The 23,130-nt window shown below is 62.8% G+C and carries 28 protein-coding genes; 14 read left to right on the top strand and 14 right to left on the bottom strand.

Translation table 11 applies throughout. The annotated features are described in order from the left end of the window. Positions 1 to 61: 61 nt before the first annotated feature. The 3 genes from V0U35_RS13575 to V0U35_RS13565 form a co-directional block, all read right to left on the bottom strand. Complete coding sequence (locus V0U35_RS13575) at positions 62 to 1,105, bottom strand: PRC-barrel domain-containing protein (RefSeq protein WP_330197291.1); 1,044 nt, start codon at positions 1,103 to 1,105, stop codon at positions 62 to 64. A 162-nt stretch (positions 1,106 to 1,267) separates the two neighbouring features. Continuing rightward, positions 1,268 to 2,476: a glutathione S-transferase family protein gene (locus tag V0U35_RS13570; RefSeq protein ID WP_330197290.1), complete on the bottom strand. Its 1,209-nt coding sequence runs from the start codon at positions 2,474 to 2,476 to the stop codon at positions 1,268 to 1,270. 56 nt (positions 2,477 to 2,532) lie between these two features. After that, complete coding sequence (locus tag V0U35_RS13565; protein WP_330197288.1) at positions 2,533 to 2,691, bottom strand: hypothetical protein; 159 nt, start codon at positions 2,689 to 2,691, stop codon at positions 2,533 to 2,535. A gap of 141 nt (positions 2,692 to 2,832) precedes the next feature. Here V0U35_RS13565 and V0U35_RS13560 point away from each other — a divergent pair, with 141 nt between their 5' ends. The 3 genes from V0U35_RS13560 (at position 2,833) to V0U35_RS13550 (ending at position 4,310) form a co-directional block, all read left to right on the top strand. Beyond that, the gene (locus V0U35_RS13560; protein WP_330197287.1) at positions 2,833 to 3,594 is read left to right on the top strand and encodes a Crp/Fnr family transcriptional regulator; all 762 of its coding nucleotides are present in this window, start codon (positions 2,833 to 2,835) and stop codon (positions 3,592 to 3,594) included. A 125-nt stretch (positions 3,595 to 3,719) separates the two neighbouring features. Further along, complete coding sequence (locus tag V0U35_RS13555) at positions 3,720 to 4,106, top strand: hypothetical protein (RefSeq protein WP_330197286.1); 387 nt, start codon at positions 3,720 to 3,722, stop codon at positions 4,104 to 4,106. 24 nt (positions 4,107 to 4,130) lie between these two features. Beyond that, positions 4,131 to 4,310 carry a hypothetical protein gene (locus tag V0U35_RS13550; protein WP_330197285.1) on the top strand — a complete coding sequence of 60 codons (180 nt, stop codon included), beginning with the start codon at positions 4,131 to 4,133 and terminating at the stop codon, positions 4,308 to 4,310. A 177-nt stretch (positions 4,311 to 4,487) separates the two neighbouring features. Here V0U35_RS13550 and V0U35_RS13545 read toward each other — a convergent pair whose 3' ends face one another. Further along, positions 4,488 to 4,661: a DUF1328 domain-containing protein gene (locus V0U35_RS13545; RefSeq protein WP_330197284.1), complete on the bottom strand. Its 174-nt coding sequence runs from the start codon at positions 4,659 to 4,661 to the stop codon at positions 4,488 to 4,490. Between the two features lie 199 nt (positions 4,662 to 4,860). On the opposite strand from V0U35_RS13545, the gene V0U35_RS13540 reads away from it, so the two are divergent. Genes V0U35_RS13540 through V0U35_RS13530 form a run of 3 tightly spaced genes read left to right on the top strand, consistent with a single transcriptional unit; the run spans position 4,861 to position 5,901 of the window. After that, positions 4,861 to 5,493, top strand: a complete 633-nt coding sequence (locus tag V0U35_RS13540) for a hypothetical protein (RefSeq protein WP_330197283.1) — start codon at positions 4,861 to 4,863, stop codon at positions 5,491 to 5,493. A gap of 50 nt (positions 5,494 to 5,543) precedes the next feature. After that, complete coding sequence (locus V0U35_RS13535) at positions 5,544 to 5,720, top strand: DUF1328 domain-containing protein (RefSeq protein ID WP_330197282.1); 177 nt, start codon at positions 5,544 to 5,546, stop codon at positions 5,718 to 5,720. Between the two features lie 46 nt (positions 5,721 to 5,766). Continuing rightward, the gene (locus tag V0U35_RS13530; protein WP_330197281.1) at positions 5,767 to 5,901 is read left to right on the top strand and encodes a hypothetical protein; all 135 of its coding nucleotides are present in this window, start codon (positions 5,767 to 5,769) and stop codon (positions 5,899 to 5,901) included. A 147-nt stretch (positions 5,902 to 6,048) separates the two neighbouring features. Here V0U35_RS13530 and V0U35_RS13525 read toward each other — a convergent pair whose 3' ends face one another. The 4 genes from V0U35_RS13525 to V0U35_RS13510 form a co-directional block, all read right to left on the bottom strand. Then, positions 6,049 to 6,177 (bottom strand): entericidin A/B family lipoprotein, encoded by a 129-nt coding sequence (locus V0U35_RS13525; RefSeq protein ID WP_330197280.1) that lies wholly within the window; start codon positions 6,175 to 6,177, stop codon positions 6,049 to 6,051. 68 nt (positions 6,178 to 6,245) lie between these two features. Further along, a complete protein-coding gene (locus tag V0U35_RS13520; protein ID WP_330197279.1) occupies positions 6,246 to 7,976 on the bottom strand; it encodes a sensor histidine kinase in 1,731 nt (576 codons plus the stop codon). After that, positions 7,969 to 8,571: a sigma-70 family RNA polymerase sigma factor gene (locus V0U35_RS13515; RefSeq protein WP_330197278.1), complete on the bottom strand. Its 603-nt coding sequence runs from the start codon at positions 8,569 to 8,571 to the stop codon at positions 7,969 to 7,971. Before V0U35_RS13515 ends, V0U35_RS13520 begins: the two co-directional genes overlap by 8 nt. Next, the gene (locus V0U35_RS13510) at positions 8,558 to 8,761 is read right to left on the bottom strand and encodes a NepR family anti-sigma factor (RefSeq protein ID WP_330197277.1); all 204 of its coding nucleotides are present in this window, start codon (positions 8,759 to 8,761) and stop codon (positions 8,558 to 8,560) included. Before V0U35_RS13510 ends, V0U35_RS13515 begins: the two co-directional genes overlap by 14 nt. A 202-nt stretch (positions 8,762 to 8,963) precedes the next feature. Between V0U35_RS13510 and V0U35_RS13505 the strand changes: the two genes are divergently transcribed. Beyond that, entirely contained in the window at positions 8,964 to 9,734 is a 771-nt protein-coding gene (locus V0U35_RS13505; protein WP_330197276.1) for a response regulator, read from the top strand. Between the two features lie 22 nt (positions 9,735 to 9,756). Here the strand turns inward: V0U35_RS13505 and V0U35_RS13500 are convergent, their stop codons facing one another. From V0U35_RS13500 to V0U35_RS13490, 3 genes are all read right to left on the bottom strand, one after another. Next, positions 9,757 to 10,131 (bottom strand): hypothetical protein, encoded by a 375-nt coding sequence (locus V0U35_RS13500; RefSeq protein ID WP_330197275.1) that lies wholly within the window; start codon positions 10,129 to 10,131, stop codon positions 9,757 to 9,759. Positions 10,132 to 10,133: 2 nt separating this feature from the next. Then, on the bottom strand, positions 10,134 to 10,442 hold the full coding sequence (locus V0U35_RS13495; protein WP_330197274.1) for an ElaB/YgaM/YqjD family protein: 309 nt from the start codon (positions 10,440 to 10,442) through the stop codon (positions 10,134 to 10,136). A 121-nt stretch (positions 10,443 to 10,563) separates the two neighbouring features. After that, positions 10,564 to 12,408, bottom strand: coding sequence for a DEAD/DEAH box helicase (locus tag V0U35_RS13490; RefSeq protein ID WP_330197273.1), 1,845 nt, complete (start codon positions 12,406 to 12,408; stop codon positions 10,564 to 10,566). A gap of 256 nt (positions 12,409 to 12,664) precedes the next feature. On the opposite strand from V0U35_RS13490, the gene V0U35_RS13485 reads away from it, so the two are divergent. The 5 genes from V0U35_RS13485 to putP all read left to right on the top strand — a co-directional run bounded on the left by V0U35_RS13485 (position 12,665) and on the right by putP (position 18,320). Continuing rightward, on the top strand, positions 12,665 to 14,062 hold the full coding sequence (locus tag V0U35_RS13485; RefSeq protein WP_373696412.1) for a circularly permuted type 2 ATP-grasp protein: 1,398 nt from the start codon (positions 12,665 to 12,667) through the stop codon (positions 14,060 to 14,062). Next, positions 14,062 to 15,003, top strand: a complete 942-nt coding sequence (locus V0U35_RS13480; protein ID WP_330197271.1) for an alpha-E domain-containing protein — start codon at positions 14,062 to 14,064, stop codon at positions 15,001 to 15,003. Before V0U35_RS13485 ends, V0U35_RS13480 begins: the two co-directional genes overlap by 1 nt. A 5-nt stretch (positions 15,004 to 15,008) precedes the next feature. After that, positions 15,009 to 15,809, top strand: coding sequence for a transglutaminase family protein (locus V0U35_RS13475; protein WP_330197269.1), 801 nt, complete (start codon positions 15,009 to 15,011; stop codon positions 15,807 to 15,809). A 39-nt stretch (positions 15,810 to 15,848) separates the two neighbouring features. Further along, complete coding sequence (locus V0U35_RS13470) at positions 15,849 to 16,589, top strand: proteasome-type protease (protein ID WP_330197267.1); 741 nt, start codon at positions 15,849 to 15,851, stop codon at positions 16,587 to 16,589. Positions 16,590 to 16,835: 246 nt separating this feature from the next. Next, a complete protein-coding gene (gene putP, locus V0U35_RS13465; protein WP_330197266.1) occupies positions 16,836 to 18,320 on the top strand; it encodes a sodium/proline symporter PutP in 1,485 nt (494 codons plus the stop codon). Here the strand turns inward: putP and V0U35_RS13460 are convergent. From V0U35_RS13460 to V0U35_RS13450, 3 genes are all read right to left on the bottom strand, one after another. Continuing rightward, entirely contained in the window at positions 18,317 to 18,568 is a 252-nt protein-coding gene (locus tag V0U35_RS13460; RefSeq protein ID WP_330197264.1) for a MoaD/ThiS family protein, read from the bottom strand. The two genes, putP and V0U35_RS13460, sit on opposite strands and share 4 nt — an antisense overlap. Beyond that, a complete protein-coding gene (gene moaA, locus V0U35_RS13455) occupies positions 18,568 to 19,587 on the bottom strand; it encodes a GTP 3',8-cyclase MoaA (RefSeq protein ID WP_330197263.1) in 1,020 nt (339 codons plus the stop codon). Before moaA ends, V0U35_RS13460 begins: the two co-directional genes overlap by 1 nt. 83 nt (positions 19,588 to 19,670) lie before the next feature. After that, positions 19,671 to 20,198, bottom strand: a complete 528-nt coding sequence (locus V0U35_RS13450; protein WP_330197261.1) for a DUF421 domain-containing protein — start codon at positions 20,196 to 20,198, stop codon at positions 19,671 to 19,673. A 106-nt stretch (positions 20,199 to 20,304) separates the two neighbouring features. Between V0U35_RS13450 and V0U35_RS13445 the strand changes: the two genes are divergently transcribed. Then, positions 20,305 to 22,008 carry a class I adenylate-forming enzyme family protein gene (locus tag V0U35_RS13445; RefSeq protein ID WP_330197260.1) on the top strand — a complete coding sequence of 568 codons (1,704 nt, stop codon included), beginning with the start codon at positions 20,305 to 20,307 and terminating at the stop codon, positions 22,006 to 22,008. Positions 22,009 to 22,167: 159 nt separating this feature from the next. Continuing rightward, complete coding sequence (locus tag V0U35_RS13440) at positions 22,168 to 23,097, top strand: acyl-CoA desaturase (RefSeq protein ID WP_330197259.1); 930 nt, start codon at positions 22,168 to 22,170, stop codon at positions 23,095 to 23,097. Positions 23,098 to 23,130: the final 33 nt, after the last annotated feature.

Genomic DNA, 23,130 nt, shown 5'->3' with positions numbered 1-23,130 from the left:
AAAAGCGGCGCGCCCGTCGGGACGCGCCGCCAATCTGTCGGCAATGTGACGATGAGATCAGTTACGAACCGGAATTGTCCGTTTCGGTTTCCTCGTCCGTTTCGTCGTCATTGTAGTCGTCGTCGCTGAGCGGATATTCGCTCGCCGCGTCTTCATTGAAGTCCGGAAGGGCTTCAAATTCGGCCAGGGTGTAGCCCAGTTCCAGGCGGGTTTCGCCATCGACTTCGGCGACCATATAGTCACCGGCCTCGATCAGGACTTCACGGCCGCCAATATCGAGCGTGCCGCCATGTTCGACGACAATGGCCTCGACCTCTCCCTCGGCAGTCAGGCGCACGCGCTCGACTTCACCGAGGTCCGAACCGTCCGCGCCATAGACGCTGGTTTCGATCCAGGCGTGGTCGTCGGTGTAGGGCGAGCGGTCCAAATCGGCATTGTCGACCGTCTCGGTGATCGAGTCGCCAAGATCGCTGCCGTCGGACATCCCGGCACCATCGGTCATGGCGAGGTCACCGGAATGATCGACTTCGACGATACGGGAGTCGGCAACAACGCCGGTTTCCGCATCCGGCTCGAATTCAACCGCCGTCATAGCGACGTCACCGGTCTCCGGCTTGTCGGTCATGCCGGTCTCGATTTCGTCGTCCATTTCGTCGTCATTGTAGTCATCGTCGCTGAGCGGATATTCGCTTGCCGCGTCTTCATTGAAGTCCGGAAGGGCTTCAAATTCGGCCAGCGAATAGGTCAGTTCCAGGCGGTTCTCGCCCTCGACCGTGGCGACCATGTAGTCACCAGCTTCGATCAGGACTTCGCGGCCGCCAATGTCGAGCGTGCCGCCATGTTCAACGACGATGGCCTCAACCTCGCCGTCCGCCGACAGGCGAACGCGTTCGACTTCACCCAGCTCGGCACCATCAGAGCCATAGACCGAGGTTTCGATCCAGGCGTGGTCGTCCGTGTAGGGCGAACGGTCCAGATCGGCATTGTCATAGGTATCGGTCAGGGCCTGGCCGAGCGTTTCGTCATCGGTCGTCTGCACCGGGTCATCCGCCCAGGCGGACGAAGCAGCGACCAGCATGGTGGTGGCAATCAGGAAGCGTTTCATTGGATCATCTCCAGTGATCTACTAAAGGTATCCCCGTCCGAATGTCCGTGACATTCAATCGATAAACGCGGCGGTGCCTGCGCCGGTTCCAAAAACAAACGCATTAAAATCAGTGGCTTGTAGAAATTCGTCAGTCGCAGGCCACTTTGGGCCGCGAACAGGTCAGCCGACGACCAGGCGTTCCAGGTCACGCGTCTCGGCCGATTCCCGGCGCATCTGGAGCAGCGGCTCGGCAATGGCATGAAGAGCCAGATCCGGGGCATCGGTCGAGTCCGGATTGATCCGCAAATCGACCCGCATCCGGAAATGCTCGTGCCGGACCGTCCGGCGCGGCGTGAAGTCCATCAAATCGGCGCAGCCGATCTTTTCCAGGGTCGCGCTCAGGGCATCCTGCTCCGGACCGTCAGGCTCGCCCTGAAGCGGCACAAGAAGACGCTGAAGCAGGAACTGGCTTTGGGGACCCAGCTCGCTGGAGGTCTCGGTGCCGTCCGCCCGGGACTGGCCGACGACTTTCGGCAGATTGATCCGGCCCGGATTGGAATCCGCCCAGTCGGCGACGGCATCACAGGTTTCAAGGCCGCGCGGAATGAAATGGGCCGCCGCGATCCGCAACAGGTCGATCATCGTGTCAGGCAGGCCATAGGCCCGGCGGTATCCGCCGTGTTCAGGGCTGCCCGGTCCATTCACCGCACTCAGCCAGGAATAGACGCGGGGGCTATCGAAGATCTTCCGGGCATGGTCAGGCGTGGAATCGCGCAAGGCAGTCAGTGCGGCCGCGATGGCAAAATCGGCGATGCAGGGCCGGTCGCCCAACAGGAAGATTGACCGTTCCAGGTGCCGTTCCAGACCGGACAGGAAAATCGCCAGCTGCCGTTCGGTATCCTCACGGGCTTCCTTGGAGAAACCGCGGCGGGCCAGCTTGGCCCGGACCCGCGTGCCGAGCGTGCGGGCGATCCGTTCGCTCTGCTCGCCGCCGAGTTCGGGATAGAGCGTGCGCGCCATGCGGCTCGCGGCCGACGTATCGGCACTGGTCCAGATCAACTGCGACACCGCCGATGACAGCCATTCGTCGGCATAGGCTTCCAGGAGCCGGCTGGCGAAAGTCAGCTCGGCGCGTTCCGGGACCAGCGCTTCGCCCCGCTCGCGGGTTTCGAGAAAGTCGATGATCGAGCGGGTATCCTGATAGGTTTCGTTTGAGGGTGTGACCAGCAGAGGCACGTCAACGCCCTTAATGCGCGGCGTGATTTCACTCTTGATCACCTGACGCGTGGCGACAGTTTCCCGGAAGGGAATGTTCTTCCAGCGCAGATAGAGGCGCAGTTTCGAACTCGCGATGGAATCCGGTGCAGCGATCAAACGGTAATTGCGCATGGCAGCAGCCTTTGTCAGTCCGTACTTCGTCAGTGCGGAGCCCCCTCCGCACACCGTTATCCTTCGGCTTCGAGTTCGATCGTCTGGTCGCCGATCGAGAATTCCACCCGTTCGGTCCGCGATTCCTGCCACAGCAGGACGCCCAGGATGATCACGGCGACAGCCAGAACGCCGATTACGACGTGTTGGGGTTTGATGCGGCTTGTCTGTGTCATACTGAAATCCTCCGGATAAGGTTCAGCGGGAACGCGCGGGGTCTTCATTCGTTCCCGTGGTGATATCAAAGCGGGATCGGCCTGTGGCCCCGATGCCACGGACACGGAAATCGGGCGGCAGGAAACCGGGAGGGACGCGGGATGGATGCTTTCTTCAATCGGCTGGAACACTATGCCCGCCTGTCAGCCCCGGCGCGGAGCCGGATCGAGAATGCCGTCCATCAGACGCGCCATTATCAGCCGCGCACGGCCCTGATCCGGCAGGGCGACCGGCTGGGGCGCATTTTCGTCCTGGAGCAGGGGTGGGCGATCCGGAAGAAGGAACTCGAAGACGGCCGCCGGCAAATTCTCAATTTTCTGGTGCCGGGCGATATCTTCGACCTTCAGGCCCTCATCAATTCGCCTGCCGACCATGGTGTCGAGACCATTACACCCTGTCAGGTCAGGTCGTTCGAGACCGCCGCCTTTATTGACGCCGCCGGAACCGATTTCACCATACTGTCTTCGCTCTGGTGGGCGACGGTACAGGAAGAAGCCATCCTGCGCGAGCAGATTGTCAGGGTCGGCCGGATGACGGCGATCGAACGGATTGCCCACCTGATCCTCGAATTGCAACGCCGCACCCGTATTGCCGGGCTGGGGCATGCCCGGGGCGGTGCGGCCCTGCCGATTACCCGCGGCCAGATTGCCGATGCGCTCGGCCTCTCGCCTGTTCACGTGTCGCGAACCATCACGGTGATGCGCAGAATGGGGCTCATCGCCACCGACCACGTGCTGGAAATCCTCGATCCTGAAAGCCTGGTCAGTGTGGCCGGTTTTGACGACCATTATCTGCACCTGGACGCCTCGCCCCTGCCGGCCGATCTGTTCTCTCGGCAAAAACCAATGACAGCCGGACTCTAACATAGGTTAGGGCCGGTCTGCGCCTGGAGGCCTATTGCGTCTGTCCTCGATAACGACAGACGGGTGACACCATTCTTTCATATGCCATTGCACTGATACCGCGCCTGCGCCGTTTCGGTCGCCTCATGATTGCGGACGCCGACAGGGCCGATGCCTTGCTGCTGGAGGCGCTGAAGACCTGCCGCGACCGCTTGTTCGAATGCGGCAATGATCCCGATTGCACGTCGCGCATTTTGTTCGGTGCCGCGATCTGCAGCCTGGAATCCGATGCGCGCACCTATCGTGGCATGGGAATTCTGCCCAAGGCCCCTGATCACGCCATTCCGCTGCTGCCGGCCTTCTGGGCTCTGCCCTACGACGAGCGTCTCGCGATCAACCTGTTGCATGTCGAGTGCCTTCCACCGGACCTCGCCGCGGTCATCCGCGGAGTGACGCCCGACAGGATGAGGTGCCTCGCTGACGCCGGCGTCAGCCGCCTGGCGGGGCAATGCGCCTTTCACTCGCCAAACTGATCCCCTCACCGGAACCAAGAGACAATGAGCAACGACAAGACTGACGGCCAAAGACCGGCCGCGACGCCCGTTCGCGGACGCATTCGCAAGGACATCAGAAAAATGGCGCGTGATCTGCTCGGCGGCCTTCCGCCGGACGATCGCATGATCGACGTCCTGAAGGGGCGTAAGGGCGGCAAATCTGAAGAGGATAAGTCCGGCTGACGAGGCAGGACGGAGGGATCCTAAGGGGAGGGAAGGACGCCCCGTCAGCCGGATGCCAGAAGAACGCCCGGTATTCCGCTTCGGTTCCCGCCCGTCGCAAAAAAAATTCAGCAACGCGAAAAAAACGCCCGGCAGCTGGGCTGCCGGGCGCGTTCGCGCGTGTTTACCAGGCGCGGCTCAGAGCGGGGCACGTCCGCGCACTGCATCCATGACGCCGCGAGCGACGATGAAGATGAGGGCGAGGACAAACAGCACTTTGGCGATCAGGGCAGCGGTCCCGGCCAGGGCAAAGAAGCCGAAATAGCCGGCGACCAGGGCAATGAGGATGAACAACAGCATATAGCCAAGCATGGGATGTCCTTTCGAGGATCAGTCGGGCATGGACCGCTAGAACGGTTGCCGGCCTTGGCCGGTTCCCCCGCCCCGCGCGGGCTCGCGTCATTGTTCAACGGGCCATGTATGAGCTCGTGGCCGCCTCAGATGAAATTCATGGAACCGGATCTCGTAGTGGGGCGTTGTCCCCTGCAAATGCAACCGGAGTGAATTTCCCATGGAACGCCTTGGTCTTGCGAGTGCCGCACTGGTTTCCGCCGCCCTTCTGGGTGCGTCCGCCCCGTCCATTAGCGGGAATGACGATGCGGCCCAGGTTTCGGCCCACGCCCTGACTGGCAATCAGCTGGTTGAAGCCCGCCTGACCGATGTGAACGGCCGTGCGTCGGGCCATATCGAACGGGTGTTTCTCGACGAGTCCGGCGATGTCGCCGCTCTGCGTGTCCGCTGGCGGGCCGGTCTGACCGAAGACACGGTCCTGCTTGAACAACCCATTGAACGTTTTTCCTACAATCCCGCCGCCAATCACCTGGTGACCGACGCCGGTTTCGAGACGCTGCGCCGCTGGTCCCATGAGGACCGGACGGGTGGCCGCGCCGCGGATGGCGTTGCTGTGGCGGCGGTGGGACCCGGCCTCCTGAACGGAGCCGTTGTGAATTCCCGGAATGGCGAGCGGCTGGGCCGCGTCGTCGAAGTGATCGAGTCTGAAGCGGGTGAGCCCGCTACGCTCGTCATCGCCAGCCGTTCCGGGTGGCTAGATCAGCGCGTGACCCGACGTGCTGTACCGGCGAACGGAGCCATGTGGATCGCGGCGGAACGCGCCGTGACCATCTCCGACAATGCCGGTGCCTGAGTTTCCGGGCTGTCTTTCACCCTCCCTCCCACCCCAACAGGAGATTTCCAATGCTTAGCTGGGCCCTTCTCTTTTTGATCCTTGCGCTGGTCGCCGCCGTCTTCGGCTTCGGTGGCATCGCGTCCGCTTTTGGCGGCATCGCGCAGATCCTTTTCGTCCTCTTCCTCGTCCTGTTCGTGGTTTCGCTGATCTTCCGGCTGGTCCGGGGCGGCTCACCGCGAGTGTGACGCCACACGCTTCTGCGACCCACACCGACCCGAAAGGATATTCGACATGAAACGTCTGTTTATGCTCTTCCCGGCCGCTTTCCTCGCCCTGGCGGCTTGTGACACCAATGATGGCCCCGCCGAGGAACTCGGCGAGGAAGTCGATGAAGTCACCGATGAGGCCGAAGACGCGGTGGACTAGGCTCCCCGCGCCATCGACCGGCAACATAAGGCCCCGTCCGGAATTCCCGGGCGGGGCTTTTTGCTGTGCGTTGACCGTACATGACGAAAAACCCCGTCCCGGAATTCCGGGACGGGGTTTCATCATTTCGCGTGCGGTAGTTGCCGGCTAGTTGGCGGCGTCCTGAACCGTCTCGCCCGCGTCCTCGATGTCCTGGCCGGCACCGCGAACGGTATTGCAGGCCGTTACCGAAAGCGCCATCAGGGCAATGATCAGGCCATTGATCAGGGTCTTCATGTCCGTCTCCATTCTACATCCAGACCCCGCATAAACGCGCCCGCACCGTCCCGGTTCCATCTCACGGTCTATTCAGCGGGGTCGTCCTGCTCGTAGGGGAAGACCAGAGAGATCCGCATGCCCTCTCCGGGTGCCGAGACGACCTCGCTTTCACCATCGAGCTGCATGGCAAACGCTTCAAACAGGGAGGATCCAACGCCGCGGCGGCGCGGAGCCGACATGTCGAAGCCCGGTCCGTTGTCGGCGATGGCGGCCTCGATCCAGGTCTTGCCATCGCGCTCCACGGCATTGACCGAAACGGTCAGCGTGTGGCCGTCCTTCAGGTCGTTGAAGGCGTGCTTGTAGGCATTGGTCATCGCCTCGGTCACGAACATGGCAAGCGGTACCGCCTGATCGGTCGAGATCACCTCGTCGCCAAGATTGGTCTGGAAGTCGAGCTTGATCCCGCCATCCTCGCCCGGACCGGCCTGGTGGGTCAGGCGGCACAGCTCGCTGAAGAAGGGCGCGATAACGATGTATCGAAGGTCTTCGGCCTCATAGAGATTGCGGTGGACCATCGCCAGGGCGTTGATACGCGACTGGGCTTCCTTCAGCGCCCGGACCGCCTGCTCCTCTTTGACATTGCCGAGCTGCAGATTGAGCAGGCTGGTGATAATCTGGAGATTGTTCTTCACCCGGTGATGGACTTCACGGATCAGGATCTGCTGGTGTTCGACCGCGTCAGTCAGCTCCTCGTCGCGTTCCGCAATCCGTTCGGCCATCCACTGGAAGGAATCGGCCAGTTCGCGCAGTTCGCGCGGCGCATTCTGTGCGCGCATCGGGACGACATCATAGCGTCCATGGCCGTACAGGCGGGCTATCCGTGTGAGATAAGAGACCCAGCGAAGGACGAGGAAATCTGCTGCAATCCAGATGGCGATCAGGGCAATTGCCCACATCAGGAGCGGCAGGACGATCGTGCCCCAGACACTGATGGATCGCCAGGACAGGAATGACGGGCGCGGTGCCGACAGAAGGACAAACACATCGTCTTCGATGAGGGAGGCCAGGGCAAGGATGCGTCGTCCCGAGCGAGGGTTTTCCCGTTCAAAGACATGCACTTCACCTTCGGCGGCGGCTCGAAGGTGTTGCGGGCTGATGATATCGACACTGAGCTCGCGCCGCTCGGTGACGACCTGCCCGGCACTGTCGACAATACCCGCTATCAGCCCCGAACGGTCATCCTCGTCGATCCCCAATTGTTGAATGACCGAGACGCGGATACCGGTAATCATGGCACCGGCCAGCTCGCCATTCTGGTAAAAGGGCACGGCTGCGGTAATGACGGATTCCCCGGTCACGACACCAATCTGGGAACGACCGATGACGAAGCGCTCCTCGGCAATGACCTGTTGAAACCACTCCCGATTGGACACGTTCAGCGTGTCGGTAACCGGTATGCCCGAACACAGTGTCCGGCCGTCGAGGCCCATAATCGCGAAATTGGTGTAGGCCCGGTTTTGCGCCGGCAAGAGCCGCATCACGGCCGGACAGTCCGATGTCAGGTTTGCGACCGCCGGGACTCCGGACAGTACGCGCATGATGTCAGCCGAACTTCGCAGCAGGACTTCCTGGTCATGGGCCAGAAGCCGCGCGGTGGCCACCAGTTCCAGTTCGAGATTCTCACGTTCCTCGCCCACATCGATCCAGGTCTGGATGCCGGCCAGAATGAAAATTGGCGAGAGCGATAGCGCGACGAGAACGAGCAACCGCAGACGCAGGCCGAACCTGCGCCGGGGCAACTCGGAAACGTCAATCACGCGTGCTCGCCAAAGCGTGAGCTTCGGCGATAATGTCTTCCGCAGCCGTCAGCGCTTCTTCCCGGTTGCTCTTCGGGGTGGTCTGGCGCTCCATCAGCCGGGCCAGCGCAATACGCGCCCGGTTCACCCGGCTCTTGATGGTTCCTACTGCACAGCCGCAGACATCAGCGGCTTCCTCGTAGGAAAACCCGCCGGCACCGACCAGGATCAGCGCTTCGCGTTGCTCATCGGGCAGTTCGGACAGGGCGTGCTTGATGTCGGCCAGTTCGATCATCGAATCCTGACCGGCCGCCATCGGGGACATCTCGTCGATATGCTCGCCGCTGGTCTCGTTCTTCCGCCAGGCCTTGCGCCGCTCCGAATAGAAATGGTTGCGCAGGATCATGAAGACCCACGCTTTCAAATTGGTGCCGGGTTCAAAGCGGTCACGCGCGCGCCAGGCCTTGACCAGGGCTTCCTGGGCCAGGTCGTCCGCTTCGCTGGCGTCATTGCACAGGCTGCGCGCGAACGCCCGCAGGTGCGGAATGAGCTTGGTCAGTTCGGAGCGGAATTCGGCGCTGTCGGCATCCTTGCCCTGCGCACTAGCGGCTGTCATCTCCGCCATCCTCCGGCTTGTCGTCCAGTTTTGCGAGAAGGTCCATGAACTCGTCGGGCACGGGTTCGTTGACGACATCATCATACATGTCGCGCAACCGGCGCCCGATGGCCTCGGGGGCGTCCTTGTCGTTCAAAACGGCGAGATTTTTCGCCTTCGAGGGCCTGAAAGATGAACCCAATTTCGTCATGTCCTACTCGCTGCAAACTCTCGGACGGACACAGTTATACACTGGTCGCGTTCGGATGATAAACGGGCCGTTCCCAATTAGGTTCCATAAAAACTCACATTTTTCCCTTACAACCGGATCGGGTGGAACTAAATTGGCGGTGAAGCGTTTATCGCGCCCGGACACACCGTCTGTTAGTGAAATCCTTTTGGGGAAAAATTATATGAGCTATGTCGACGAACTGGCGCCGCACCTTGCCTTCCTGCGGCGCTATGCACGGGCCCTGACCGGATCACAGTCCAGCGGCGACGCACATGTGCGTGCCGCGCTGGAAGCCGCGATCGCGGATCGCAGCGCGCTTGACTCCGGCTTGCCCAGCCGAGTCGCCCTCTACAAGCTGTTTCACACCGTCTGGGGATCGTCCTCGGCAACGCTGGAAACACCCGATGACGGATCCGGGGGGGACGGTGCCGAAGCGCGGTTGCGCCGGCTGTCGCCGAAAAGCCGTCAGGCCCTTCTGCTGACGTCGATGGAAGGATTTACCCCGACCGAGGCGGCCGCTGTCCTGGGTGTCGAGCCGGAAGAAGTCGGCGGTCTGGTCGCGGAAGCGCGGACCGAAATTGATGCCGTGCTGAAAACCGGGGTCTTCATCATCGAGGACGAGCCTATCATTTCCGCAGACCTTCAGAATATCGTCCGCAGTCTCGGCCACGACGTTGTCGGGCTGGCGCGGACCCGTACCGAAGCGCTGGAACGGGCACCGGACGCCAAGCCGGGCCTGATCCTGGCGGACATTCAACTCGCCGATAACAGCTCGGGCATCGACGCGGTCCACGACATCATGAAGGTGCACAACTGTCCGGTGATTTTCATTACGGCCTTCCCGGAGCGCCTTCTGACCGGCGAGCGCCCGGAGCCGACCTACCTGATCACCAAGCCCTTCCTATCGGAAGCCGTGAAGGCCGCGATCGGTCAGGCGCTATTCTTCGCCTGACCGACCTGTCGGGGCCGTAGCCCTACAGATATTTGGAGACACGCTCGATCAGCAGCGCGGCGGCCCCGGGCCGCCGCGCGGCCAGGAAACCGAGCGTGCTGACCAGTGCCATGGCCTGAACCGGGTTTTCCCTTATGGCGGTTCGCGCGAGTGTCAGAGCGGTGCCGGCCGCGTCGTTCGCGGGCGACTCTTCTTCTTGCGTATCGGTCTTCGCCACAATGCGCTCGGCGATGACCAGGGCAAAGGCGACCAGCAGCAACACGCCGGCAATCAGGCCGGCTGCGGCCAGCGGGCCCACGGCATCAGCGGCGGCGATATATCCCGCCGCCGCCGCAAAACCGAGCCCCGTTACGGCGATCAGAACCGCCGTAACGATGAGGATGGCTCGCGTTGCCATGACTAGCGCTTCATCAGCAGGCCGGCCAGGAAGCCGACGCCAAGCGCCGCACCGCAGGCGGTCAGCGGGTTCTCGCGGACATAGTCCTTCGAGCGGTCGAACACTTCTTCGCCGCGTTCGATCGCATAGTCCGCGCTGGCCTTGGTGGCGTCAACGCCGACCTTGGCTTCGGCACGCGCAAGCTTGCCGATATCGCTCAGCAGCTTGTCGACATCCTCGCGCAGCGCCTTGATATCATCTCCAACGCTTTCCGCGGTCGTCTCGACTTTCGAGGCGGCCTTGGACGCACGGGCTTTGGTGGTCGTCGCCATGTGTAAAATCTCCATCGGGTTATCCTGCGGGGACAACGCGGCACACGGCGAAAAGTTCAATGAGCCCGGGGGATTCCCCGATTGGGACCGGCAGTGGTGTTGCAGTGCAACACCAGGCCCGTCAGCCGTCCTGCCGCGGGCGGCGCGGCTTGCGGCGGAACTTCACCCCGTCAGCGCCAGCTTCGGGCTTGCGCGGTTTTGCCTTGCGCGCGTCACCCTGTCTCCGTTCGGTCTTGAAGGGTCTTTCCCGCCGCTTCGGAGGTTTTCCGCCCATGCCCGGCTTGAACCGTCCGCCTTTCGCCCCGTCCCCTTTGCCGTCCCCTTTGCCGTGTGCGCGGGCCGGTGAGGCCGGCTCACTTGGCGCTATTGGAGACGTGTCACCGTCGGCAGAGACGCGGATCGAACCCTCGCCCCCGCCATTGGCCTTCACGGCGGACAGGAAGCGGCCTGCCGCGGCGGAGTCGATCTCGAAGCGGGTTTCTTCGTCCTCAATGCGGATCGACCCGACTTCGCGGCGGGTGACATCACCCAGGCGGCAGATCAGCGGCAACAGCCAGCGCGGTTCGGCGCGCTGATTGCGGCCTGCGGTCAGGCGGAACCATGTGCCACCATTAAACGCATCGCGCGGTGTGGGCTTGCGGTCCCGCGGTGCGTCGACATTTGCCAACTCCTCTGCCGGCGGGGCTTCTGCGGCGAGATGGGCGAGAAAGGCCGCCGCCACCTGTTCGGCACCATAGCGACCGATCAGGCCGCGCGCTTCAGCGAGGTCTGCGCTGCCGTAAGTAGCTGACAAAGCAGGCAAGGAGAGCAGGCGTTCCCGGTCGCGAGCCTTGATCTCATCAGGGCCCGGCGCTTCGCCCCATTCGGCTTCGACATGGGCAAAGCGCAACAGGCGCTGGGCCTTTCCGCGCTGGTTGGCGGGTACAATCAGCACGCATACGCCGCGCTGACCGGCGCGCCCGGTTCGGCCCGAGCGGTGTTTCAGCGTATCGCCATTGACTGGCAGATCGGCGTGGATGACGAGTTCGAGGCCCGGCAGGTCGATCCCGCGAGCCGCGACATCGGTCGCGATACAGATGCGGGCGCGGCCATCACGCAGCGACTGCAGCGCGTGGGTGCGTTCCTTCTGACTGAGTTCACCCGACAGGGCGACGACCGAGAATCCGCGATTGCCGAACCGGCTCGCCATGCGGTTCACGCCTTCGCGCGTGGCGCAAAAGACGATGGCGCGTTCGGCCTCGTAATAGCGCAGCACGTTGATGATGGCATTTTCCCGGTCGCTCGGCGCGACGGTCAGCGCCCGGTAATCGATATCGGCATGCTGGGACCGTTCGCCCGCCGTCGACAGGCGCAGGGCGTCGTTCTGATACCGCCGGGCGATATCGGCGATAGCCTTCGGAACGGTCGCGGAGAAGAGAAGGGTGCGCTGGCTGCCTGGGGCACCGTCGAGGATGAATTCAAGGTCTTCCCGGAATCCGAAATCGAGCATCTCGTCAGCCTCGTCGAGGACGACAGCCTTCAGCTCCGACAGGTCGAGCGCGCCGCGCTCGATATGGTCTCGCAGCCGGCCCGGCGTCCCGACCGCGATGTGACAGCCGCGCTCCAGCGCCCGGCGCTCTGCGCGCGGGTCCATCCCGCCGACGCAGGAGGCAAGGCGCGCCCCGGTCTCGGCGTAAAGCCAGGTCAGTTCACGCTGGACCTGCAGGGCCAGTTCGCGCGTCGGCGCGACGATCAGCGCCAGCGGCGCGGCAGCGTGTTCGAAACGCTCTTTATCGCCGAGCAGTGTCGGCGCGATGGCCATGCCGAAGGCGACAGTCTTGCCCGAGCCGGTCTGGGCGGAAACCAGGAGATCTCGGCCCCTTGCCTCCGGGGCGATCACCGCCTCCTGGACTTCGGTCAGCGTGTCATAGCCTTTCGCGGCGAGGGCGCGCGCCAGGGCTGGCGCGATACGGGTATCGGTGGTCATGGAAGGTAAATAGTCCAATAGCGCGCGAGGCCGGGATCAGGGGTGATCCGGGCTCCGGCAGGTTTCATCAGGTGCGCTGTCGAAGCGTCACCCCATACCGAAGCTCTCTCGCGCGGCGCGGCATGTAGCACACCTGATCTGAAAGCGCGATGGACTTGTATCACCTAGCCAGACCGTCTTTTGCCGCGTTAGGCTGCTGGACAAGAACCGGCGATGTCCGGTCGATCAGACGAGGTGGGGCTTGTTCTTCGACGAAATGCTCGACGAGAATGGCGAGGCGCGCGAGCCCTACACGGCCTATTGCGACTGGCTGAAGGACATGGATAGCACGGCCTTGCGCCGCAAGGCGCGTGAGGCCGACGCCTTCTTCCGGCGCACAGGAATTACGTTCAACGTTTACTCGGACGCCAAGGCTGACGAGCGACTCATTCCATTCGACCAGATCCCCCGCATTATCTCGGCGCGCGAATGGGCAAAGCTGACCAAGGGCATCGAGCAACGCGTTCAGGCGCTCAATGCCTTCCTGCACGACATCTATCACGATCAGGACATCATCCGGGCTGGCAAGGTCCCTCAAAGCCTGATCGCCCGCAACGCGGCGCTGTTGCCGAAAATGTTCGGTGTCGAACCGCCCGGCGGGGTCTATACCCATATCGTCGGGGTCGACCTGGTCCGTACCGGCAAGGACGAGTTCTTTGTCCTGGAAGACAATGCCCGCACGCCGTCCGGCGTCTCCTACATGCTGGAAAACCGGGAAACCATGCTCAACATGTTTCCCGAGCTCTTCTCAGGAATAAGGGTCGAAGCGGTCAGCGACTATCCGCTTAAACTGCGCCGGTCATTGTCGGCGAGTGCGCCGCCAGCCTGCGACGGCCGGCCTGTGATCGGCGTGTTGACGCCGGGCCTGCACAATTCGGCATATTACGAGCACGCTTTCCTGGCTGAACAGATGGGTGCCGAACTCGTTGAGGGCCACGATCTCAGGGTCGCCGACGGGCGTGTGGCGATGCGAACGACTCAAGGCTACACGCCGATCGATGTCCTCTACCGGCGCGTCGACGACGATTATCTCGATCCCCTGAATTTCAAGCCAGAGTCCATGTTGGGCGTGCCAGGCATTTTCGACGTCTACCGCGCAGGCGGCATCACCATCGCCAACGCGCCCGGCACAGGCATCGCCGACGACAAGGCGCTCTACTCCTACATGCCGGACATCGTCGAGTTCTACACCGGCAAGACCGCGATCCTGCAGAACGTGCCGACCTGGCGTTGTGCGGACGCGGACTCGCTTTCCCACGTGCTCGACAATCTCGCCGATCTCGTCGTCAAGGAGGTTCATGGTTCGGGCGGTTACGGCATGTTGGTCGGTCCCGCCGCCAGCAAAAAGGAAATCGCCGCCTTCCGCGAAAAGCTGAAGGCCAATCCGGAAGGCTATATCGCCCAGCCGACGCTGGCGCTGTCGACCGTGCCGGTGCTCGCCAAATCGGGCCTCGCGCCGCGCCATGTCGACTTGCGGCCTTTCGTTCTCGTTTCGCCAGACGGGATCGACATCACGCCGGGCGGGCTGACGCGCGTGGCGATGAAGGAAGGCTCGCTGGTCGTCAATTCCAGCCAGGGCGGCGGCACCAAAGACACCTGGGTGCTGGAGGACTGATGCTTGGACGCACTGCCAGTGGCCTATTCTGGATGTTTCGCCAGCTAGAGCGGAGCGAGAATACCGCGCGCCTTGTCGAGGCCGGTATGCGCATGGCGCTGACCCGCGCCGCCTCTGGCGAGAACGAATGGGCATCCGTGGTGACGACGGCCGGGGCCGGCGATGCCTATCGCGAAACCCATGACGGGTATGACGCCGACCGTGTGATCGACTTCCTCCTGCGCGACAAGCGCAATCCTTCGAGCGTGCTCAACCTGTTTGAAGCCGCGCGGAACAATGCCCGCATGGTGCGCACCGCCCTGACCCGCGAGGTCTGGGAAAACGTTAATGAAGGCTGGCTGATCTTGAAGGACGCGCTGGCGCGTCCGGTGCCAAGCAGTCACCTGCCTGACGTGCTCAGCCTGATCCGCCGCCGCAGCGCGCTGGTGAGGGGCTCGTGGAATGGCACGGCGCTGCGCAACGACATCTATTGCTTCGCACGCCTCGGGACCCGGATCGAGCGGGCCGACAACACGGCGCGGATTCTCGACGTGAAATACTATGTCCTGTTGCCTTCGACCTCGAATGTCGGGTCCTCGCTCGACAATGTGCAGTGGGAGTCCATCCTGCGGTCCGCGTCTGCGGCGCGGTCCTTCAACTGGCTCTTCGGCGGCGAGACGACACCGATGAAGATCGCCGAGTTCCTCACGCTCAACGCACAGATGCCGCGCTCGCTGCGCTTCTGTACGTCGGACTATGTCCGCGCCCTCGACACGCTGTGCGAGCTTTACGGTGAGCGATCCGACAGCCGCTTGTTGGCGCACGCGCTGAACGAGGACCTGGCCGGGCAGACGATCGAGGCCGTTTTCAAGACGGGCCTGCACGAATTCCTCGGCGGCTTCATCATGCGCAACAACGCGCTCAGCCTGCAGATTGAAAACGATTACAGGTTCAATGCGTGACGGATATGCGGCTCACCATTTCCCACAACACCGGCTACGCCTACGACCATCCGGTCACCGACGGGCTCCAGCAATTGCGCCTGCGTCCGTCGAACTCGCTGCTCCAGACAGTACACAGCTGGACGGTCGGCATTGAGGGCGGCCGGGTCGAGGCACAGTTCACCGATCAACATGGCAATACAGTCGACCTGATTTCCATCATCCCCGGTGTGACAGAGATCAAGGTGACCTGTTCGGGCGATGTCGAAACCCATGACCAATCCGGTGTGGCCGGCCTCCACAGTAGTCCCACGCCGCTTTGGCATTTTTGCCGTCAGACGGCGCTGACGAAGCCGGGACCGGCCATGAAAGCCCTCCTGAAATCCTTCTCTCCGCACGCGGACGACGATGTCGCCCGCCTGCATGCGCTGTCGAACCATATCTTGGCGGCGGTTCGTTATAACGCGGACGCGACCCATGCCGCGACCACTGCCGAGGAAGCGGTGAAAGAGGAGCATGGTGTCTGTCAGGACCATGCCCATGTCTTTCTCAGTCTGGCCCGCGAGCTGGGTTATCCGGCCCGCTACGTATCGGGTTATCTGATGATGAATGACCGGGTCGAACAGGATGCCACCCACGCCTGGGCAGAGGCCCATGTCGACGGGTTGGGCTGGGTCGGCTTTGACGTGTCAAACGCGATATCGCCTGACGGGCGATATGTGACGGTCGCCACCGGGCTCGATTATTCGGAGGCAGCACCGGTGTCCGGTCTCGTTGTCGGCGGGACTGCGGAATCGATGATTGTCTCGGTGCAGGTCCAGCAGTAACCCTTCCGCATCGAACAGCGGCGTGTTGGAGCTTAATCAATGACCTATTGTGTAGGCATGCGCCTGGACCGGGGCCTGGTCTTCATGGCCGACACGCGCACCAATGCCGGCGTCGACAACGTCTTCACCTTCCGCAAGATGTTCAACTGGTCCAAGCCGGGCGAGCGGGTGATCACCATCCTGACCGCTGGAAACCTGGCGACGACGCAGGCCGTGGTCAGCCTCCTTAGTGAGCGCATGAAAGCCCCAGAGGATCGTAGTCCCAGCATTCTGGAAGTCCCGACCATGTTTCAGGTCGCCAAGCTTGTGGGCGATACGCTGAAGGAAACCGTGCAGTCCCAATCTGGCAATGGCCCTGTGGCGGACTCGACGTTCAGCGCGACACTCATTGTCGGCGGGCAGATCGCGGGCTCCGAGCCGCGCCTCTTCCTGGTCTATCCGGAAGGCAATTTCATCGAGGCGAGCGATGAAAATCCCTTCTTCCAGATTGGTGAGACCAAATACGGACGCCCGATCCTGTTGCGCGGCTACGATCCGGCGATGAGTTTCGAGGACGCAGTGCGCATTCTCTGCCTGTCCTTCGATTCCACGCTGAAGGCCAATCTCTCGGTCGGCATGCCGCTCGACCTGATGACCTATGAGAAAGACAGTTTCCGAGTAGGGCGCGAGCGAAGGATCGAGTCCGACGACCTCGCCTTCAACGCCCTGTCTGATGCCTGGGGGCAGGCGCTGAAAACGGCCATTCACTCCCTGCCGCCCTACGCGTTCGACGATGACTAACGCTCTCCATGCCGGCGAATGAGTTCGGCGAGAGTGCACGCGATGTCATCCGCGGCATCGCGGGCTTCCGGGGCCTTGGCCACGGTCTGACCGGAAGCATGCAGACCCACGCTCGCGGCCCCGGCCCGGGTGATAGCCGTCCGGCCCGCCCTTGACGGGCCCGGTCCGGATATGTTGGGTCGGGCGACATTTCGCCCGCGCGTTCTCCGCGCGCCTCGCACAGCAAACAAACTGGATACTTCGGGTATGGAAATCGGAACAGGCGTTTCGCTCGCCCTGTATTTCATCGTCATGATCGCCATCGGGCTTTATGGCTTCAAGGAATCCACCAGTGACACATCGGGCTATCTGCTCGGTGGCCGGCGGCTCGGCCCAGCCGTCACCAGCCTTTCGGCCGGTGCGTCGGACATGTCGGGCTGGATGCTGCTTGGGCTGCCTGGCGCGATGTATGTGTCCGGCCTGTCAGCGGCCTGGATTGCCTTCGGCCTCTTGCTGGGTGCGCTCGCCAACTATCTGCTCGTGGCCCCGAAACTGCGTGTCTATACCGAGGTCGCCAACGACGCGATCACGATTCCGGACTATTTCGAGAAGCGTTTCGAGGACCGCTCCCGCCTGCTGCGCGTGATCTCGTCCATCGTCATCGTCATCTTCTTCACGCTTTACACCTCGTCCGGCGTGGTTGCAGGCGGCAAGCTGTTCGAAAGCGCCTTTGGCCTCTCCTACTATTGGGGCCTGTACGTTACCGCGGGCGTGGTCGTGCTCTACACCCTGCTCGGCGGGTTCATGGCCGTATCAATGACCGACTTCGTTCAGGGCTGCATCATGTTCGTCGCCCTTATCCTGGTGCCGGTCGTCGCCTTCACCGGTGTCGGCGGCGGCAGTGAATTCGTCGCCACGATCGAGGGTATCGATCCGGCTCTGCTCGATCTCTTCTCCGGCATGACGCTGGTCGGCATCATTTCGGCCATGTCCTGGGGACTGGGCTATTTCGGCCAGCCGCACATCATTGTGCGCTTCATGGCGATCCGCTCGGTCAAGGACGTCGCGACGGCGCGCAATATCGGCATGAGCTGGATGTTCGTCACGCTGGTCGGTGCGCTCGCGACGGGACTGGTGGGCCTGGCCTATGTGACCCAGCGCGGCATACCGCTCGATGACCCGGAGACGATCTTCATCGTCCTGTCGTCGGACCTGCTCTTCAATCCCTTCATCGGCGGCTTCCTGCTGGCGGCGATCCTGGCCGCGATCATGTCGACGATTTCCTCCCAGCTGCTGGTCTCGTCGAGCTCGCTGACCGAAGATTTCTACAAGATTTTCCTGCGCCGGAAGGCCAAGCAGAAAGAGCTGGTCCTGGTCGGCCGGATCTCGGTGGTCGCCGTAGCGGCCGTGGCCATCCTGCTGGCCTATGACCGCTCGAGCTCGGTGCTCGGCCTCGTCTCGAACGCCTGGGCCGGGTTTGGCGCAGCCTTTGGTCCGGTCGTCCTGCTCAGCCTGTTCTGGAAGAAGATGACTCGATGGGGCGCACTCGCGGGCATGATCGCCGGGGCGGTCACGGTCCTCCTCTGGGTCTATGTCTTCCAGCTTTCGTCCGTGATGTACGAGATCGTGCCGGGCTTCCTGGTCTGTCTTGTAACCATCATCGTCGGCAGCCTGCTGACGCCGGGTCCGAAAGCATCCGTCGAGGACACCTTTGACGAAATGAAAAGCGAGATGACCGACCGGCTCGGCTAGCCGCCGGAGAAGGGCGGGCAGAACGCGACCGTATCGCCGTCATTGATCGCCTGCTCGCGCGTGACGATGGCGTTATTGACGATGAGACGGAGGGCCGGGCTGGTGAACCAGTCGACCTCCGGTTCGCGTTCGGCCATGGCGGCGATCAATGCGTGGCCGTCGGAGATAGGTCTGTGGAATTCGGCATCCTCTTCGGACCGGCCCATCGCATCGCGCAGGGCAGCGACATAGCGCAGTCTCAGCCGCATCAGCCGCCCGTCCGTGCCATGTCGCGGTTCGCGCCTGAAGAGGCACCGCGTTCGATCCGGAAGTCATGGGCTTCCGGCTTCAAGTCCATCGCCCGGTCGAGCAGGGCGTCGACCGCGTCACGTCCGCCGGCCCGCAATGCTTCGCGCAGGTCGAGCTTGCCGTCGCGCCCGAGGCACATGAAGAGCTCGCCGGTACAGGTGACGCGGACGCGGTTGCACCCCGCGCAGAAATTCCCGGTCAGCGGCGTGATGAAGCCCACACGTCCGCCCGTCTCCTCGACACGGACATAGCGCGCCGGTCCGCCGGTCCGGTCGGGTAAGTCGGTCAATGTCCAGCGCACTGCGAGCTGGTCGCGCACCACGCCCAGCGAAAGGAACTGGTCAGCCCGGTCCGCCTCGACCTCGCCCATCGGCATGACCTCGATGAGGGTCAGGTCCATGGCCCGCCCGTGCGCCCAGGTGATCATGTCCGGGATTTCGGTCTCGTTGGCGCCTGTCAGCGCCACCGCATTGATCTTTACGTTGAGGCCTGCGGCCTGCGCGGCATCGATCCCGGCGAGCGTATCGGTGAGCTTTCCGCCTCGCGTCAGGTCTGAAAACCGACCCGGGTCGAGCGTATCCAGGGAAACGTTGATCCGCTTCACTCCGGCATCGGCAAGACGCTGGGCAAAGCGGGGCAACTGGGTCGCGTTCGTGGACAGGCAGACCTCTTCCAGGCCCGCCCTGCCGATCCGCGCGCCGAGGTTTTCGATCAGCGTCATCACGTCCCGGCGCACCAGCGGTTCGCCGCCCGTGACGCGGATCTTGGTGACGCCACGCGCGATAAAGGCATCGCAAATCGTGGTGAGCTCTTCGAGCGACAGCAGATCAGCCTTCGGAAGGAACTCAGGCCTTGCCTTCATGCAGTAGACACAGCGCAGATCGCACCGGTCGGTTACTGACAGGCGCAGATAGGTGATCTGCCGCCCGAACGTGTCGACGAGCGGAGCCTTGAAACCTATCTCAAATCCCCGATCCAAGAGTCTTCCCGTTAGCGGCTCGCGGCCAAGCCTAACCCGGGTCGGGGGGAAGGGAGAAGAGACTTCGCTGAAATGTCAGCGGGTCAACAGCCGGCGATATCGACCATCGCGGACCGGCCGGACCGCTCGGCGGTGTCCCGCGAGATGACGCTCAATTCCGCGTCCGTTTCGAGAACCACCCATTTGATCTCTTCCAGTGCGGCATGGCCGGACTGGCGCACGGCGGCCCTGATTTCAGCCTCGGTGACGCGCTCGCGGCGCATGGCGTCGGGAAGAAACTGCCCGTCCTTCACCAGCAGGCGCGGCTTGGCCTTGACGGTTCGCGAGACGGCCGGGATGGCGAAAACCAGTCGCGTCAGCCCCCATTGCAGACTGAACAGCAGGCCCATGGCGAGCAACGTCTCGCCGAGCGTGACGTCATCCAGCAGCGTCGCCGAGGCCATCAGCGACCCCATCGCCACGATCACCACCCAGTCGAAATTATTGAACTGGGCGACAGACCGCTTTCCTGTCAGGCGGACCAAGGCGATCATCGCCCCGTACATCAACAGGACAGAGAGGGCGGCACGCCCGAGGTCAAATATCCCGTCAAAAAAGATCGGGTGGGGCATCGCGGACTCCTTCGGCGCGGGACGGCAGGGGACGGCGTAACAGCGCACTTCCCCCCGTCTTCGTTCCACGGCTAAGCTGGCCGTCCAGCGGGGAGAGGGGAGAAACATGGCCGCAGAGCGGACCGCGCCGGAACGCGCCGACATTGAAAAGGCGATGATGCACATCATCGCGCACGAGCCGGTTTTTGCCATCGGTGAGGCCGAGATCCGGGGCAATCGCTATCGCGCCTTCGTCAATGCTCCGGGTGATTTGCGGGGATTGATCGCCCTCTGCGACGCGCATGGCGCAGCTACGGCGGTCGTCTGTGGTGAGGATCGCTGGACCTATGCCGACCTGGCTGCGAAGTCCCGCGCCGTGGCGTCCGGATTGGCTCAGGAGGGTGTGGCGAAAGGCGATCACGTCGCTCTCGCCATGCGCAACAGCCCGGAGTGGATGGCCTGCTACCTCGGCATCGCCGCACTCGGCGCGGTCGTCGTACCGCTTAATGGCTGGTGGACGGCCGACGAGATGGCCTTCGCCCTCGAACACTGTGGCGCGTCATTTGTCATCGCCGATCCTGAACAGGGGCTCCGCATCACCCCGTCAAAAGCGAAGCTTGGCTTCCGGCTCGCCGCGGCGGGTGGTGATCTCGACGGAGCCGACACCACGCTTCAGGCGATCATGGATGCAGGTGCCAACACCTCGCCGCCCGCGGTCGAGATCGCCCCGGATGACGATCTGGCGGTGATGTACACCTCCGGGTCGACCGGCAAGCCAAAGGGCGTTGTCCTGACCCATCGTGCCGCATGGTCGTCCATTCTGTCCTTTGCGCTCGTCGCGGCGTCGGTCAAAGCGACACCGGCCGGGGCGGCAATGGTGCCGGAAAACCCGTCCATCCTCGTCGCGCTTCCTTTTTTCCATGTCACCGGCTCGCATCCCATCTTCATGCTGTCGGTGCTGATTGGCCGGAAAATGGTGCTGATGCGCAAGTGGTCGCCGGACGAGGCGATCCGCCTGATCAAGGCCGAAGCCATCACCAATTTCGTCGGCGTTCCGACCATGTCCTACGAGCTGATGCTCAAGGCCCGTGAAATGGGTGAGCCGCTCGACAGTCTGCTTGATCTCGGTTCGGGCGGGGCCAAGCGCCCCGCCTCCCATGTTGCCCGACTGAGCGAGCAATTTCCCCGGGCTTGGTCATCATCCGGGTACGGACTGACCGAATCGAGCGCGCTTGGAACCTATGCCGGCATGGCCGACTACCAGAGAAAGCCGGGCGCTGCCGGCCGCCCGCTGCCGCCACTGACTGATGTGAAGACCGTCGCCGAAGACGGCCAGGATTGCGCGCCGGGTGAGCCAGGCGAAGTCTGGATTCGGACCCCGGGGAATTTCCGCTGCTACCTCCATGACCCGGACTCGACTGATGCCGCCCTGACGCCGGACGGCTGGCTGAAGACGGGCGACATGGGCGAGTTCGACGAGGAGGGATTCCTCTCAATCGTCGACCGGCTGAAGGATATGATCGTACGCGGCGGCGAGAATGTCGCCTGTCTCGAAGTCGAGGCTGCGCTCTGTGAACACACGGCAATCCGCGAGGCTGCCGTGTTTTCGGTGCCGGACGAACGCCTCGGGGAAACAGTGGGTGCCGCCATCGTCGCCGACCCGGCCGCGGGACTAGAGGCGAGCGATATCGCCGAGTTTCTGAAAGACCGGCTCGCGGCCTTCAAACGGCCTGAACATGTCTGGATCGTCCACGATCCTCTGCCGCGGATCGGCTCGGAAAAGTTCGACAAACGCTCCATCCGGAAACGCTGTCTCGCGGGGGATTTCTAGCGTCTCGCGATCAATATCCGTGTACGGAATGATGAAAATTCCGCGATGGCCCTTGCCAAGCCCGGAATTCATATTTCCTTATCCCGCATCACCGGAGTTTACCGGTGCTGTGAACGGCCCCGCAATTCCGGTGGCCGGTAGAGAAGGTAGACGACACATATGACACCCGCAGACGCAATCCTGGCCCGGTCCGAAGCCGTCATCAAATCCTGGCGCACGCTGGACTGGACCAGCGCCTTTTCCGCCGTGATCTATCCTGCGCTCGGAGTCCTGGCGCTGGTCGGCGCGATCATCGCCGGCCTGGCTTTCGACGCTGTGACTTTGCGCTGGTGGTATGCGCCCATCGCGATCGCGACCGTCCTTGGCGCAATTTTCGTCTGCAACATGGGGATCGGACCGCTTCACCGGATTCTCCAGCACCGGGCCGGCTATCTCAGCCCGCCCGCCCAGCTGGTGGTGGCGCTCAACTGCATCATTGCCATGCAGGGCAAGCTGAAGGACTGGGTGAATTATCACTCCCAGCATCACCGTCTCGCTGACCAGCCGGGTGATCCGCACAATCCGGCAGAAGGGAAATTCTGGGCCTGGATCGGCTGGATCCTGTGGCGCGACGAACGCGACATGGACCGGCCGATGGCGCGCTGGCTCTCCAAGCTGCCGGTTGTGCGCTGGGCGGACCAGTTCCACCTGTCGCTGTCGCTGGTGTTCCACCTCATCCTCCCGGCGCTGATCTATGGCATCGTTGCCCTCGCTGGCGGTTCGCTTGTCCTGACGATGATCATTCACGCCAGCGCCATCATTGGCCGCGGCCTGCAATTCCACGCCACCACCCTCGGGGTGAATGTCTTCGGCCACATGAAAACCCCGAAATGGCTCGACTATGTGCTTGCCCTGCTGACGGGCGGCGAGGCGCTCCACAACCATCACCATGATTTCCCGCGCAGCGCGCTGCACCTGCCGCGCCGGGGCATCTGGAACCGGATTGTCGATTATAACGGAACCATGATCCTGATCCTGTCCAAGCTGCGTCTGGCGCGCGACCTTCACATCGCGCCGCAATTCCTGGCCATTCCGGTCCGGAAATCCTGACCGGGGCGGGCGGAGTCCGTTTTTCTGACACTT

The sequence above is a fragment of the Hyphobacterium marinum genome, from assembly GCF_036330325.1.
GTDB lineage: Bacteria > Pseudomonadota > Alphaproteobacteria > Caulobacterales > Maricaulaceae > Hyphobacterium > Hyphobacterium marinum.
This window is presented reverse-complemented; position numbering and strand designations above follow the sequence as displayed.

Coding starts and splice junctions, on each gene's coding strand:
- V0U35_RS13575 (WP_330197291.1), bottom strand. CDS start 1,105: ATGAAACGCTTCCTGATTGCCACCACCATGCTGGTCGCTGCTTCGTCC.
- V0U35_RS13570 (WP_330197290.1), bottom strand. CDS start 2,476: ATGCGCAATTACCGTTTGATCGCTGCACCGGATTCCATCGCGAGTTCG.
- V0U35_RS13565 (WP_330197288.1), bottom strand. CDS start 2,691: ATGACACAGACAAGCCGCATCAAACCCCAACACGTCGTAATCGGCGTT.
- V0U35_RS13560 (WP_330197287.1), top strand. CDS start 2,833: ATGGATGCTTTCTTCAATCGGCTGGAACACTATGCCCGCCTGTCAGCC.
- V0U35_RS13555 (WP_330197286.1), top strand. CDS start 3,720: ATGATTGCGGACGCCGACAGGGCCGATGCCTTGCTGCTGGAGGCGCTG.
- V0U35_RS13550 (WP_330197285.1), top strand. CDS start 4,131: ATGAGCAACGACAAGACTGACGGCCAAAGACCGGCCGCGACGCCCGTT.
- V0U35_RS13545 (WP_330197284.1), bottom strand. CDS start 4,661: ATGCTTGGCTATATGCTGTTGTTCATCCTCATTGCCCTGGTCGCCGGC.
- V0U35_RS13540 (WP_330197283.1), top strand. CDS start 4,861: ATGGAACGCCTTGGTCTTGCGAGTGCCGCACTGGTTTCCGCCGCCCTT.
- V0U35_RS13535 (WP_330197282.1), top strand. CDS start 5,544: ATGCTTAGCTGGGCCCTTCTCTTTTTGATCCTTGCGCTGGTCGCCGCC.
- V0U35_RS13530 (WP_330197281.1), top strand. CDS start 5,767: ATGAAACGTCTGTTTATGCTCTTCCCGGCCGCTTTCCTCGCCCTGGCG.
- V0U35_RS13525 (WP_330197280.1), bottom strand. CDS start 6,177: ATGAAGACCCTGATCAATGGCCTGATCATTGCCCTGATGGCGCTTTCG.
- V0U35_RS13515 (WP_330197278.1), bottom strand. CDS start 8,571: ATGACAGCCGCTAGTGCGCAGGGCAAGGATGCCGACAGCGCCGAATTC.
- V0U35_RS13510 (WP_330197277.1), bottom strand. CDS start 8,761: ATGACGAAATTGGGTTCATCTTTCAGGCCCTCGAAGGCGAAAAATCTC.
- V0U35_RS13505 (WP_330197276.1), top strand. CDS start 8,964: ATGAGCTATGTCGACGAACTGGCGCCGCACCTTGCCTTCCTGCGGCGC.
- V0U35_RS13500 (WP_330197275.1), bottom strand. CDS start 10,131: ATGGCAACGCGAGCCATCCTCATCGTTACGGCGGTTCTGATCGCCGTA.
- V0U35_RS13495 (WP_330197274.1), bottom strand. CDS start 10,442: ATGGCGACGACCACCAAAGCCCGTGCGTCCAAGGCCGCCTCGAAAGTC.
- V0U35_RS13490 (WP_330197273.1), bottom strand. CDS start 12,408: ATGACCACCGATACCCGTATCGCGCCAGCCCTGGCGCGCGCCCTCGCC.
- V0U35_RS13485 (WP_373696412.1), top strand. CDS start 12,665: ATGCTCGACGAGAATGGCGAGGCGCGCGAGCCCTACACGGCCTATTGC.
- V0U35_RS13480 (WP_330197271.1), top strand. CDS start 14,062: ATGCTTGGACGCACTGCCAGTGGCCTATTCTGGATGTTTCGCCAGCTA.
- V0U35_RS13475 (WP_330197269.1), top strand. CDS start 15,009: ATGCGGCTCACCATTTCCCACAACACCGGCTACGCCTACGACCATCCG.
- V0U35_RS13470 (WP_330197267.1), top strand. CDS start 15,849: ATGACCTATTGTGTAGGCATGCGCCTGGACCGGGGCCTGGTCTTCATG.
- putP (WP_330197266.1), top strand. CDS start 16,836: ATGGAAATCGGAACAGGCGTTTCGCTCGCCCTGTATTTCATCGTCATG.
- V0U35_RS13460 (WP_330197264.1), bottom strand. CDS start 18,568: ATGCGGCTGAGACTGCGCTATGTCGCTGCCCTGCGCGATGCGATGGGC.
- V0U35_RS13450 (WP_330197261.1), bottom strand. CDS start 20,198: ATGCCCCACCCGATCTTTTTTGACGGGATATTTGACCTCGGGCGTGCC.
- V0U35_RS13445 (WP_330197260.1), top strand. CDS start 20,305: ATGGCCGCAGAGCGGACCGCGCCGGAACGCGCCGACATTGAAAAGGCG.
- V0U35_RS13440 (WP_330197259.1), top strand. CDS start 22,168: ATGACACCCGCAGACGCAATCCTGGCCCGGTCCGAAGCCGTCATCAAA.